At 58.2% G+C, this 12,025-nt stretch carries 9 protein-coding genes; 1 reads left to right on the forward strand and 8 read right to left on the reverse strand.

All coding sequences use genetic code 11. From position 1 onward, the window contains the following. Positions 1 to 14: 14 nt before the first annotated feature. The 7 genes from CLV84_RS17720 to CLV84_RS17750 form a co-directional block, all read right to left on the reverse strand. Entirely contained in the window at positions 15 to 2,402 is a 2,388-nt protein-coding gene (locus CLV84_RS17720) for an endonuclease MutS2 (protein WP_104421083.1), read from the reverse strand. 57 nt (positions 2,403 to 2,459) lie between these two features. Beyond that, on the reverse strand, positions 2,460 to 2,924 hold the full coding sequence (locus CLV84_RS17725; RefSeq protein WP_104421084.1) for a hypothetical protein: 465 nt from the start codon (positions 2,922 to 2,924) through the stop codon (positions 2,460 to 2,462). 48 nt (positions 2,925 to 2,972) lie between these two features. After that, entirely contained in the window at positions 2,973 to 4,646 is a 1,674-nt protein-coding gene (locus CLV84_RS17730; protein ID WP_104421085.1) for a glycerol-3-phosphate dehydrogenase/oxidase, read from the reverse strand. A gap of 72 nt (positions 4,647 to 4,718) precedes the next feature. Continuing rightward, positions 4,719 to 5,765: a ketol-acid reductoisomerase gene (gene ilvC / locus CLV84_RS17735; RefSeq protein WP_104421086.1), complete on the reverse strand. Its 1,047-nt coding sequence runs from the start codon at positions 5,763 to 5,765 to the stop codon at positions 4,719 to 4,721. A 106-nt stretch (positions 5,766 to 5,871) separates the two neighbouring features. Beyond that, the gene (locus tag CLV84_RS17740) at positions 5,872 to 7,911 is read right to left on the reverse strand and encodes a bifunctional riboflavin kinase/FAD synthetase (RefSeq protein ID WP_104421087.1); all 2,040 of its coding nucleotides are present in this window, start codon (positions 7,909 to 7,911) and stop codon (positions 5,872 to 5,874) included. 33 nt (positions 7,912 to 7,944) lie between these two features. Then, on the reverse strand, positions 7,945 to 9,258 hold the full coding sequence (locus CLV84_RS17745) for a Gfo/Idh/MocA family protein (RefSeq protein WP_104421088.1): 1,314 nt from the start codon (positions 9,256 to 9,258) through the stop codon (positions 7,945 to 7,947). Positions 9,259 to 9,270: 12 nt separating this feature from the next. After that, positions 9,271 to 10,635 carry a 3-keto-disaccharide hydrolase gene (locus CLV84_RS17750; protein ID WP_104421089.1) on the reverse strand — a complete coding sequence of 455 codons (1,365 nt, stop codon included), beginning with the start codon at positions 10,633 to 10,635 and terminating at the stop codon, positions 9,271 to 9,273. Between the two features lie 151 nt (positions 10,636 to 10,786). Here CLV84_RS17750 and CLV84_RS17755 point away from each other — a divergent pair, with 151 nt between their 5' ends. Next, a complete protein-coding gene (locus CLV84_RS17755) occupies positions 10,787 to 11,398 on the forward strand; it encodes an START domain-containing protein (RefSeq protein ID WP_170067761.1) in 612 nt (203 codons plus the stop codon). Positions 11,399 to 11,400: 2 nt separating this feature from the next. Here CLV84_RS17755 and CLV84_RS17760 read toward each other — a convergent pair whose 3' ends face one another. Next, on the reverse strand, positions 11,401 to 12,018 hold the full coding sequence (locus CLV84_RS17760; protein WP_104421091.1) for an aminotransferase class IV: 618 nt from the start codon (positions 12,016 to 12,018) through the stop codon (positions 11,401 to 11,403). Positions 12,019 to 12,025 lie beyond the last annotated feature (7 nt).

Below are 12,025 nucleotides of genomic sequence, written 5' to 3' on the forward strand. Positions count from 1 at the left end.
GGCGGTTGGTCGATTTACAGATCGACGATGGTGACCCCTTCCCCCCCCTGTTCCCGGGGCGGGGTGCTGAGGTTGAATTGATGATTGTATTCGCTGAGTTTTTGCCGGACTGCCCGTTTGAGCGCCCCGCTTCCCTTCCCGTGTACGATGCGCAACTGGGATGCATTCGCCATCAGGGCCTGGTCTACGAAAGCCTGGGTGGTATTCAGTACCTCTTCGAAGCGCATACCCCGCACGTCCAGCTTATTGCTGAAGGAGGCTACCCCCTGTATATCACTGGATACGCTGCGTTCCCGCCGGAGTGTCATCGGACTCTCCGCGTGCTCCAGGTCCCGCAGGTTGGCTGTAAGCCGCAAGTCTCCCACGATCACGATGGCGCGCTTCTTATCGATGGTCTCGATGGTTCCCGATGTGCCCCCCGTGCGTAGCTTCACGTAGTCGCCCTCGTTGAACTGCCGCCGGCCCTGCTTTCCGGACTTTGGCTGGTAGTAAATCGTCTCGCGAAGATCCGTCACCTGCTCACTGATTTTTTCGCGTTCGTCGCGCAGCGCTTTGGCCTTCTCCTTCGCCTCGTCCAGCTTTTTTTCTTCCCGCAGCTTCCGGATCAGGTTTTCCATCTCCTTGTTGTACTTCGCCGTCTCGGCCAGGGACTGCTCCTTGGCCTCCAATTTCAGGCGTTTGCGGCGGACTTCGATGTCACGGTGTAATTCCTCGTAGGTGCGGGTAAGCGCATCGAGCGTTTTTTGCTTCTGCTCCATGCGGGCGAGCTGTTCCTCCACCTCCTGCTTTTCCCGTTGCAGATCTACGAGGAGCTGATCCACCGCCCGTTCGTTCTTACCGGCGCGCATGCGGGCGTGGTCAAGCACGTCTTGCGGTAGCCCGCTTTTCTGGGCGATTTCGAAGGCGTAGCTGGAGCCCGGTCGCCCGACTTGAAGCTCATAGGTAGGGCTGAGGCTATCCTTGTCGAAGTGCATTCCCCCATTGACGATCCCCGACGTTTTGTAGGCGTAGATCTTCAAATTGCTGTAGTGGGTGGTGATTACGCCGTATACCCCGGCCTTGTTAAGGCGTTCGAGTACCGCTTCCGCGATGGCGCCGCCGAGCATGGGGTCGGTGCCGGAACCGAACTCATCGATCAGGACGAGGGTGCGGTCGTCCGCCTCCCGGGTGAATTCCCGCGCGTTCTTCAGCCGGCTGCTGTAGGTTGATAGGTCGTCCTCGATACTCTGCTGGTCCCCAATGTCGGTAAACACTTTGTGAAAGGTACCCAGGGTCGATTCCTTATCGACGGTGACCAGCATCCCGCTCTGAACCATTAGCTGCAAGAGGCCTACCGACTTCATCGAGATTGACTTTCCCCCGGCGTTCGGTCCGGAGAGCATCAAAATCCGGTTCTTCCCCTTCAGCACCAGATCGAAGGGAACGGTTTTTCGGCCGTACGGCCGGTTCTTCAGATAGAGCAGCGGGTGGCGGCCCTCCTTGATATCCAGCGTCGGACGGTGGTCGACCTTGGGTCGCTCGGCCTTCATCTGGGCGGCGAGCCGGGCTTTGGCCTGCACCAGGTCCATGTAGACGATCAGGTCGCGGTAATTGACCATCTGGTCGACGTAGGGGCGCAACCGCGCCGATAGCTCGCGCAGGATCCGGTAGATTTCCCGCCTTTCCTCCTGCTGCAGGTCGAAGATGTCGTTGTTAATGCCGATCACCTCGTCGGGCTCGATGTAGGCGGTTTTACCCGTAGCCGACTCGTCGTGAATGATGCCGCGGATCTGCCGCTTATGCTCCGCTGGTACCGCGAGTACCCGCCGCCCGTTGCGAAAGCTTTCGACGGTATCGCTCAGGTAACCGGCCCGTCGGTACTTCTCGATGACCGACCGGAAGGCTTTCTCCACCTCCCGCTGTTTGCTGCCGAGCAGGCGGCGGATGCGGCTCAGTTCGTCGGAAGCGTCCGTGCGGATATTCCCCTCGGCGTCGATCACCGCCTCGATGGCCGCGCTCAGTTCGGGTACGTACTCCACTACGCTCACCACCCCGAAAAGGGTCGGAAAGGCATTTTGCCGAGCGTTAGACTGGAAAAAGGTAAAGAGTTGCTTCGCCTGTAAAAGCAGGACATTCAGCTTTGCAAGTCCGGATTCCACGAGCGCGTAGCCTTCGACCCGGAGGGCCTTCAACTCCTCACTAACGTCATCGTAGGCCGTAATGGAGAACATATTCTTGTCCTCCGTGCCCTGACGAAATTCCGTTACTTCGTCCAACCACTGGTTAATCTCCGTCACTTTGGTGGAGGGAGTCACCGACAGGGCGGCTTCCCGCCCCAGATCGCCGTTGCAGTGGCGCTCGAGGAGGGCGAGGATTTTATCGAATTCAAGCTTTTCAAGCGTGTCCGCGGGCAGTAACTGCATAGGGGTAGAACAGGGTAAAAAACACTAACGGATGCCCCGGGCGGATGGTTGGTGGATTTACTTCTCCCGTTCGCGGTTTTTCGTGCGGGGGCGATTCCATTCCTCTCGCTGGGCGAAGGTCACGACGTTTTTGATAATCGCGATCATTCCCAGGAAAACGAGATAGCCCACCGTTACCACCAGATAAATCCACCGATAGGACCCGGCTTCCCCAATGGTTAGCCCGCTAAATCCCCAAGCCAGCAGACCCGCTCCGAGCGCTAAGCCCATGAAGCTATATATGCTTCGTCCCCAGTACTTCGCGATGTTTTCGGCGGAGGCGCTCAGCACCGCGTTGAAGAGAGCGAAGAACAGCATGAAGCTCGCCGCGCAGAGCCACGGGAAGCGGTTGCTCACCCCTACCGTATTGGTTCCGGATACGATCACGCCGAACACATCGATGAGAAGCACCATGACGAGCACGACGCCCGCCTGGATTACGGGGTCGATCCGCTTTTCGAAAATGGACAATTCACTCGCCATGCCGCGCTTGTTTATCGCCTAACAGTACCGAGACGCAATTGTTAGTACTTAATCCACCTGTACCCCGTCCTCCTTTTTCTCCGGCTCAAAGGTGCTCACCCATTCTATCGCATCCCGTACCCGCTGTCTTTCCCGCTGCCGATCTTCGTCCGAATACCCGTAGGCTTTGGCGAAGACTTCCAGCACGTCTTCCAGCACCGGCTCGATGCTGGGCATATCGAAGTACAGTCTGCCGGAACGCCTTTCCACCCAGTCGATCGGGTAGAGGGCCAGCTCGTGGCGGATGCACCAGTCGGCCTCGGCCGTTGCCAGCCGTGCCACATCGGTTTGTTCCGACCGTATGCGGGCGAGTTCGATGATTTGCGGCGTCTGTCGACCATAGTTCGCCACCAGGTAGGCCGCACGGTCGGAGGCCAGACTTGCCTCGGCAAGCTTTCCGGCCATTTCCTCCTCGTACCGCAGCACCTCGTCGAAGTCCCGGAAGGGGCCCCCACTCAGTACGATCTTCCGGGTTGTCGTGTCACCAAGTTCGGCCCCCTCGCCGTGGAGCTGCTTTCCGAGTCGATCCACGACGCGTTCCGCCATCTTGCGGTAGCCGGTGAGCTTACCCCCGGCGATACTCAGCAGCCCGGAATCGCTCTCGAATATCTCGTCCTTCCGCGACATTTCCCCGGCCGACTTCCCCTCCTCGAAAATGAGCGGCCGTACGCCGGCCCAGCTGCTTTCCACGTCCTCCAGTGTCAGGTCTACGGTCGGAAAGATCGCGTTCGTTGCGTCGAGCAGGTATTCCACATCCTCCCGGTACACGGGGATGGCGTTGGGATTGCCTTTATACGGGGTATCGGTGGTGCCGATGTAGGTGCACCGCAGCCGGGGAATGGCAAAGAGCATTCGCCCGTCGGCGACATCGAAGTAGCAGGCATGGGCTAGGGGCAGGCGTTCCCGCGACACGACAATGTGAACCCCCTTGCTCAGGAAGAGCCGTTTGTTGTTCATGCTCTTGTCAATCTTCCGCAGGTCATCCACCCATGGTCCGGCGGAGCTGATCACGTGTTTGCAGCTTATGGCGAAGTCGCGCAGCCCATAGCGGTCACGACATTCCACTGCCTCGATCCTACCTTCTTTATCATAGACGAATCCGGTAGCCTCGACGTAGTTTACGGCCAGCGCGCCTTTACCGATCGCCGTTTTCACGTTCTCGATCGTCAGGCGCGCATCATCCGTACGGTATTCGGCGTAGAATCCCCCTCCTTTGAGGATGTCTTCGCGCAGCAGGGGCTCCATTTCCAGGGTTTCTTCCCTACTGAGCATCACGCGCTTGTCCTCTCCCTCGACGTCGGCCAGAAAGTCATACACCCACAGGGCCATGCTGGTGGACAACTTACCCAGCGAACCACCTTCGACGAGCGGCAGGAGCATTTTTTCGGGTCGCACCAGGTGAGGGGCGATCTTGTGCACCACGGCGCGCTCCTGACCGACTTCCCGAACGAGGCCGATCTCCAGGTTTTTCAGGTATCGCAGTCCACCGTGGATCAGCTTCGTCGACTTGCTGCTGGTTCCGGACGCAAAATCATTGCGCTCGATCAGGGCGGTTTTAAGGCCTCGGCTGGCGGCATCCAGGGCTACGCCCGCGCCCGTAATGCCGCCACCGATGACCACTAGGTCGAAGGGTTCGCTATCAAGTCGATGAATCCGATCTGTTCGGTCTTGGGAAGCCTGCATGCGTGCGTGTTGATGGGCGCCGGGGCGCGGGTGGAACGCAAGTTACAACACGACGGCGCCGCTTTGGTTACCCTAGGCGTTCTCCGGACGCAGCTTACGCACGGTGCGCCCGGCTTGCCACATCTCACTGTCGCTGAGCTCCTTGAGTTCTACCTCTAGTTTTTCCCGGTAATCTTTCTGGCTATTGGAATCGATGCTACGTTGGGCTTCCTCTCCGCTGGCTACACTCTGGTAGAGATCCTCGAAGACGGGTTTTACCGCGTCGCGAAATTTGTCCTTCCAATCCAAGGCGCCTCGTTGTGCCGTGGTCGAGCAGTTGGCGTACATCCAGTCCATGCCGTTTTCCGCCACCAGCGGCATCAGGCTCTGGGTGAGCTCCTCCACGGTTTCGTTAAAGGCCTCGGAGGGGCTGTGGCCATTCGCCCGCAGCACGTCGTATTGTGCTTCGAAGATGCCCTGGATAGCCCCCATCAGCGTACCCCGCTCCCCGGTGAGGTCGGAGTATACTTCCCGCTTGAAGTCGGTTTCGAACAGGTAACCACTACCTACCCCGATGCCGAGGGCAATAGCGCGCTCGTAGGCCCGGCCGGTCGCATCCTGGTCGATGGCGTAGCTCGAGTTGAGTCCCCGCCCTTCGAGGAAGAGACGGCGCAGGCTCGTTCCCGAACCTTTGGGAGCTACGAGGATGACGTCAACGCCTTCGGGCGCTACGATCTTCGTGCGTTCGTTGTAGGTGATCCCGAAACCGTGGCTGAAGTACAGGGCCTTGCCGTCGGTAAGCAGCGGTTTGATCCGCGGCCATACTTCGATCTGGGCGGCGTCCGAAAGTAGGTACTGAATGATGGTGCCCCGCTCGGCAGCCTCTTCGATGGGGAACAGCGTTTCACCGGGTACCCAGCCGTCCTTCACGGCTTTATCCCAGGATGCGCCGCCTTTGCGTTGGCCTACGATCACGTTGAAGCCGTTGTCGCGCAGGTTCAGGCTCTGGCCGGGCCCCTGAACGCCGTAGCCAATGACGGCGATGGTTTCGTCTTTGAGTACCTCGCGGGCTTTCTCGAGGGGGAATTCTTCGCGGGTGACGACTTTCTCTTCCGTGCCACCAAAGTTCAGCATTGCCATAAAATGGGATATTTTTTGTGTTCGGGCAAAGAAACAAAAGCCACCGGGAAGGGCTCAATTAAACTCCCCATCTTTTACGACGGCTAATCCGAACCAACCCACTGCGCTAGGAGGCGACCGCATCCGCCCCCGGCTCGACGCGGATCTGGGGGATCACGATCTCGTAGAACCGGTGATGGCCGAGTAAATAGTAATGTAGGGCGATGCTATCCGCGACCCGCCCGGCGTCCGTTCGGGGGGGCCCTACCCTGCCGAGTTCGATTTCCCGGTCACGTTGTGCCCGCCGGTAAATCCAGAGCGGTAGCTGTAAATAAAAGGACCAATGCGCCCGCAATACCGACATCACGTGCGCAAATTTACCCTGGCTTAAAAACAGCGCCGATGCTGCCCCATCGAGTAACAGCCGTACCGGCAGCCACCAGAACAGTCGGGTAGCCTCCTCATTCTTAAAGCTGGTAATCAAGGTATTGCGAAAATTGAGAAAAGCCTTCCGCGGGGTGTCGTACGCCAGGGTACCCCCACCCACGTGGTAAACCGTCGATTCCGGCTCCACCAAAATCTTATATCCGGCCCGTTTCATTCGCCAGCAGAGATCGATCTCTTCGGCGTGGGCGAAGTATTCCGGCTCAAATCCATCCATGGCGTGAAAAGCGGTAGCGCGGACGAAGAAAGCCGCCCCGGTAGCCCAAAAAATTTCGCGGCAACCGTCGTACTGCCCTTCGTCGCGCTCGGTGTGAGCGAAAATGCGCCCCCGGCAAAAAGGATACCCCAGAAAGTCCAGGTACCCCCCGCTGGCCCCGGCATACTCGAAGCACTCCGGATGGTGCTCCGCCAGCACTTTGGGCTGTATACCTCCCACCAACGGATCGCGGAAATGCGGCAGGATGGTTTCCAGCCATTTCGGTGTGACGCGTACATCAGAATTGAGCAAGACATAGATATCGGCCTTTACTAGCTGCAGCGCGTGGTTGTACCCCCCAGCGTACCCGTAATTCTCCTCCAGGACAATTACCTCCACTCCCGGGTGATGGGCGCGCAGATAGGGTACCGAGCCGTCGGTGCTCCGGTTATCCGCCACGACCACGCGGCAGTGACCCGGCAAATACTCCTCCACGGTGGATAAATATTTCCTGAGGTAGCCTTCCCCGTTGAAGTTCAGGATAACCACCGCGGTATCCGGAGCGAAGTCATCGTCGCTTTTTTTTTGGCTTTCCCGTTCCGAGAGGATCGCCCGTGCCCGCGATTCGTCGGTGCGGAGTTGTTCCCGCAAGGATTCCAGGTCACTAAGCTGCCGGTCGCCCCGCAAGTACTCGTGAAAGTATACCGTGACGGAGCGACCGTATAAATCACCGGCAAAGTCGAAGAGATGGAGTTCGACGATCGTTCCTCGCCCGTCATTTACCACCGGGCGGTCCCCAATGTAGAGCATGCCCCCACGTAGTACCCCGTCTACCCATGCGGTAACGGCGTATATACCGTGGGCGGGAATGAGTTTGACCGGGTCTTCCGGAAGAAGGTTGGCCGTCGGGTAATCGATGGTCCGGCCGATTTGATTGCCCTTCACCACCTCACCGGTAATCTCGTAGGGGCGTCCCATCAGTTCCGTCGCTTCGCTCACCCGACCCTGGGAGAGGGCTTGCCGGATCTTCGTTGAACTCACCGTAATCGCGTTCACTTCCTGGGCGGCAATCTCCACCACCTCGTACCCCAGCCGATCGCCGTAGTACCGGAGAAATTCGACGTCCCCCGACCGATCCTTTCCGAACTGGTGGTCGTACCCGATAACGATCCGGTCGGGATTAAAATACCGTACCAGGAAGTTCTCGATGTACTCCGATGGGCTTTGCTCGCTGAAGGTCAGGTCGAAGGGTACGACAACGAGATGATCGATGCCCTGCTCGGCACAGAAGCGCTCCTTCTCGCGGGTAGTCGAAAGCAGCCGTAGGGTATTGTCTTCCGGTCGTAGCACCGTCCTGGGGTGCGGGTAAAAGGTAATCACGACGCTTTCACCTTGCCGGCGCTCCGCCATCCGGCGAATACGCTTCAGCAGTTGCTGGTGACCGCGGTGCACCCCATCGAAACTTCCGATGGTGAGAACGGCTCTACGAAATCGAGGCAGGTCGGCGAGGCGGTAATGGACTTCCATTGCCCCAAAGGTAGCACGACCCGGGCTAAGAACTTACACTTGGGGCCTCCATCCGTCCGCGTATTCCCTTTCCCAAAGCGCCATGGCGGCCTCACTATCCTGTGGCTTGCCGGTTTCCTGATCGATGTGCAGGATCTCACCCGTGCGTTGGGCCATATTCCCAAGGTGGCACATCAGTACACTGGGGCGGGCGCTGTTGATGTCGGAATTTAATTCCTCCCCGCTATTAACTCCCCGGATGAAGTTGGCAATGTGCATCTCGTCCAGGTTCCCCCCACCCCGGGTATCCATACTTATGGTAGCCCCCGTTTCCTGTTCGTGCCGGATCTCATTGCCGCGTAGATCGTACACCACGTAGCCACTCCGATCCATGATGACCGATCCTTCGGTGCCGTAGACGATGGCGCCGCGGCCCCGGTCGTACAGCGGCATGCCGTTACAACTCCGGCCGTCCCAGTGAATCTGTTTATTGTCGGCGAATTCAAAACTGGCCAGTTGGGTATCGTAAGCTTCCCAGGCATCGTCGAAGTGGTAACGACCGCCACTGCTGGTCACCTGACTGGGGTAATCTACCTGGAGCGCCCACCGGCACATATCGACTTCGTGCGTACCGTTGTTGAGCAGTTCTCCGGTGCCGTACTTCCAGAACCAGTGCCAGTTGTAGTGCACGAGCAGGTTATCGAATTCTTGGCGCGGAGCGGGGCCCTGCCATAGATCCCAGTCGAGCCATTCCGGCACCGGACCGAATTCGTGCTCACCGATGGGGCCCCGGTTGTTAGCGTACCACGCCTTGGCGGCGTAGGCCTTCCCGATCAGGCCGTCGTGGATCTCCTTCATGATCCGATTGAGCGATACGCTGCTGCGCGTTTGGTTGCCCATCTGCACCTTCAGGCCGGTTTTGGCTTGTTTGGCCAGCAGCATTTCCCCCTCGGCGGGGTTCTGGCTACAGGGTTTTTCCACGTACACGTGCTTTCCGGCATCGAGGGCCATAATGGCCATTGGGGCGTGCCAGTGATCCGGCGTGGCGATCACTACCGCCTGTATATCCGGATCGTCGAGAAAGCGGCGGAAATCCTGTCCACCGGTCGGCTTTTCGCCGGTCACGTCCATGACGGATTTCTGGCCCTTTTCTATGGCTCGCGTATCCGTATCACCGATTCCCACGACCTTGCAGTTCTTGGCTCCGGCAAAGGTGTGAGCGAGGTAATTGCCCCGGCTGTTCGTACCGAATACAGCCACGTTTACCTGGTCGTTAGCGCCGAGCACGTTCCCGAAAGCAGGCATGCCCATAGTGAGACCGGCTCCGGCAAGAGCGGTTTTTTTGATGAAGGATCTACGGTTTGACATGATCGGCTATGTTTAAAGTTCACGAATTTTGATCGTACGAAATGCCACGGCGTTACCGTGATCCTGGAGGAGGATGGGTCCCTGCGGCCACCGGCCGAAATTTTCCCAATCCTTGTATTTGCTGTAGTTGACAAGCGCGCCGAACATTTGGCTGTATCGGTCGTATTCCACCACCTTGTAGCCGTTCAGCCAGTGCTCCACTTTGCCGTCTTTCACTTTGATCCGGCCCCGGTTCCAGTCGTCGATGGCATAATCCTTACGGCGGTCCACATCCACCGGATCGGCGGGGATGAGGTCATACAGGGAAGCCATGGTGCGGTTGCCCATCACGCCGGCCTTGGCATCGGGGTGGCGTTGGTCGTCCAGGATTTGATATTCCAGCCCGATAGCCGAACCGCCGCTTTTGTTGAGATCGGGATCCACGAAATACTTCACCCCCGAATTGGCCCCCTCGGTAGGTTTGAATTCGAAGACCAGCTCGAAGTCGCTGAATTGATCTTTGGTAACGATGTCTCCTCCGTTGTTTGATTCCCCGCCGTTACCCGCCAGGACGCGTAGTTCACCATCGGCAACTTCCCAACCCGACTCCGGGAATTCCTCCAGCTTCGCGCCGCGCCACCCCTGGGTGGATTGCCCGTCAAACAGCAATCGCCAACCCTGTCGCTTTTCTCTTTCCGTAAGCTGATTCACCAGCATGTTTTCCTCGGGAGCGAGCACGGTCTGCATCCGGTCGGCTTCGGTGGCGTTATCCTTCACGCGAATGTTGCGCCACATCACTTTTTTACCCTCCATATCCGGCATGTACACGGAATGGACCTGCAGACAGATCATACCTGATGCATCAACGCTGTCGATGAGATTGGCGGCGGACTGGCCGTTGATAAACGTCCGAAGCTCGTCGCCAATAAATTCTATCCGCATGGAATTCCACTCGCCGTGTCGGTAAGCGGTACGGGCCGGGTCGTTATAGTGCAGCGGGTAAATCCATCCCCGGCGCGCCTCGTCGTAAATACCGGCCGTATAGCCGCGGGGGCTAGGATCGATCTCGACCTGGTAGCCGTATACCCGACGAACGTCGTCCTGTTGCCGCCACTGTCCCCGCGCCATGACACCGCTGTTAAGGGGCGCTTCATCAAAGAATTCGAGTTCGAGGATGAAATCCTCGTAGGGCCGCTCGGTACAAAGAAATGTATTGGGCGTATTCGTGATCGCGGTGCCGATAACGGTGTCACCAACCAGTTCGAAAGGTGCAACTCCCCCGTAAGACTCCCAATCGCTAAGGTCGTTGCCTGGGGTGAGGGAAGTGAATCCTTCCTGGGCAACTACTGGTGTTACCAGGGTAGCCAGCAAAACACTGGCAAATGCTTTAAAGCGCATAAATACGTTGTATTAATGATCGACGTGGATCGGAAATGTACGGAAATTAGGGGATGTCCAAAACAAAAAATTGTCCGAGCCGGGGTTGAACCGACAACTTACCATCCACCCGCGAACGTTCATTCGTTTACTTCGCCCCTAACAAATGTCCATGTTGTACCCATTCACCTTGCTCCTGACGATATGCTTTTGCACCTGCGTCCGCGCCCAAACCAGTGACGGTTTCGTCCTGCAGACCGAAGATGGCGCCGTGCAGGTTTACGTCCGGGAGGAAAGTAACAGCGACATGTCCGTTCGGGTAATTACCGTAGCCGACGCCGACGTAATGGCCGCGAAAAAGACGCTGGACGATGCCGCTAGCTACCCCGAATGGGTCCACCGCTGCGACGGCGCTTACATCGTGGCGGGTGGCACCCCGGACGATTACGTCTACGTATCCGGAATCGATCTACCTTTTCCCTTCCGGGATAAAGAGGTAGTCGCCCGTATTCAGCAGTGGATCAACGCGGAAGGGGTACTGACCCGAACGATTACGTCAACGCCCGACGCTATTCCCAGTGAATCCGGTCGGGACCGGCTGACGACGTATTTCGGCGAGTGGATCATCACTCCCCTTCCCAATGGCGAAGGAATCAAATTGCAGTGTACGGTACGCACGGACGCCGGATCGGGATTGCCGGGATGGCTACGCCGGGAAATCCTCACCGGTGGTCCCGCCGAAACGGTTGCCAACCTGCGGCGGCGCCTGGAGGCTGCCCGCTAACTTTAGTAGCCGAGAACGGCGGTAATTCTTACCGTTGGACCGTCTTCCCAATCCATCATCGAATTCACCAGTCGGATGCGTTCGAAGTTGGCCAGATCCTTTACCCGGATCACCGAAGGCTGCAGCACGTTGGTATGAATGAGCTCGGCCCGGCGCGTGCCCTGTAAAAGGGGCCAGGCGGGCGTATACCACCGGCTGCCATCGTAGAGAGCCAAATTCGCGTAGCTACTGTCGGTGATGTGCTGCCGCTGCACGATCAATACGTCGTCACAGTTTTCCCGGCGGGCGAAAAGGGCATCGATACCGCTTCGGTCGGCGTATTTGCGCGAGTACCGCAAGTCGTCGGCTTCCACGATCCGCAGCGATTGCACCGGACGGACGGTGTAGGGTAGAATCTCGTAACTTTCCAGACCAGCCCGGTACAATAAGCGCAACTTGTGGACACCGCTTTCGGGGAGTTCGAGCCCTTCCAGTACCTCAGCGAGTTTAAAGGCCGGTGCTTTGCCGTAGTACCGCTGCCTGGACCGGTCTACCCGGAGTTGGTGACGGGCCAACAAGGGCGCCTTGCCATCTTCCAATCGGATGGATTCAAGCAATAAGGGTGAGGGGGAATGGGGCATCGGTTGG

It is taken from the genome of Neolewinella xylanilytica (genome assembly GCF_002934605.1).
GTDB classification, from domain to species: Bacteria; Bacteroidota; Bacteroidia; order Chitinophagales; family Saprospiraceae; genus Neolewinella; species Neolewinella xylanilytica.

What these genes read in the sequence shown, in the direction of transcription:
- CLV84_RS17750 (WP_104421089.1), bottom strand. Translation starts at nt 10,635, where the DNA reads ATGCGCTTTAAAGCATTTGCCAGTGTTTTGCTGGCTACCCTGGTAACA.
- CLV84_RS17730 (WP_104421085.1), bottom strand. Translation starts at nt 4,646, where the DNA reads ATGCAGGCTTCCCAAGACCGAACAGATCGGATTCATCGACTTGATAGC.
- CLV84_RS17745 (WP_104421088.1), bottom strand. Translation starts at nt 9,258, where the DNA reads ATGTCAAACCGTAGATCCTTCATCAAAAAAACCGCTCTTGCCGGAGCC.
- CLV84_RS17725 (WP_104421084.1), bottom strand. Translation starts at nt 2,924, where the DNA reads ATGGCGAGTGAATTGTCCATTTTCGAAAAGCGGATCGACCCCGTAATC.
- CLV84_RS17740 (WP_104421087.1), bottom strand. Translation starts at nt 7,911, where the DNA reads ATGGAAGTCCATTACCGCCTCGCCGACCTGCCTCGATTTCGTAGAGCC.
- ilvC (WP_104421086.1), bottom strand. Translation starts at nt 5,765, where the DNA reads ATGGCAATGCTGAACTTTGGTGGCACGGAAGAGAAAGTCGTCACCCGC.
- CLV84_RS17720 (WP_104421083.1), bottom strand. Translation starts at nt 2,402, where the DNA reads ATGCAGTTACTGCCCGCGGACACGCTTGAAAAGCTTGAATTCGATAAA.
- CLV84_RS17755 (WP_170067761.1), top strand. Translation starts at nt 10,787, where the DNA reads ATGTTGTACCCATTCACCTTGCTCCTGACGATATGCTTTTGCACCTGC.
- CLV84_RS17760 (WP_104421091.1), bottom strand. Translation starts at nt 12,018, where the DNA reads ATGCCCCATTCCCCCTCACCCTTATTGCTTGAATCCATCCGATTGGAA.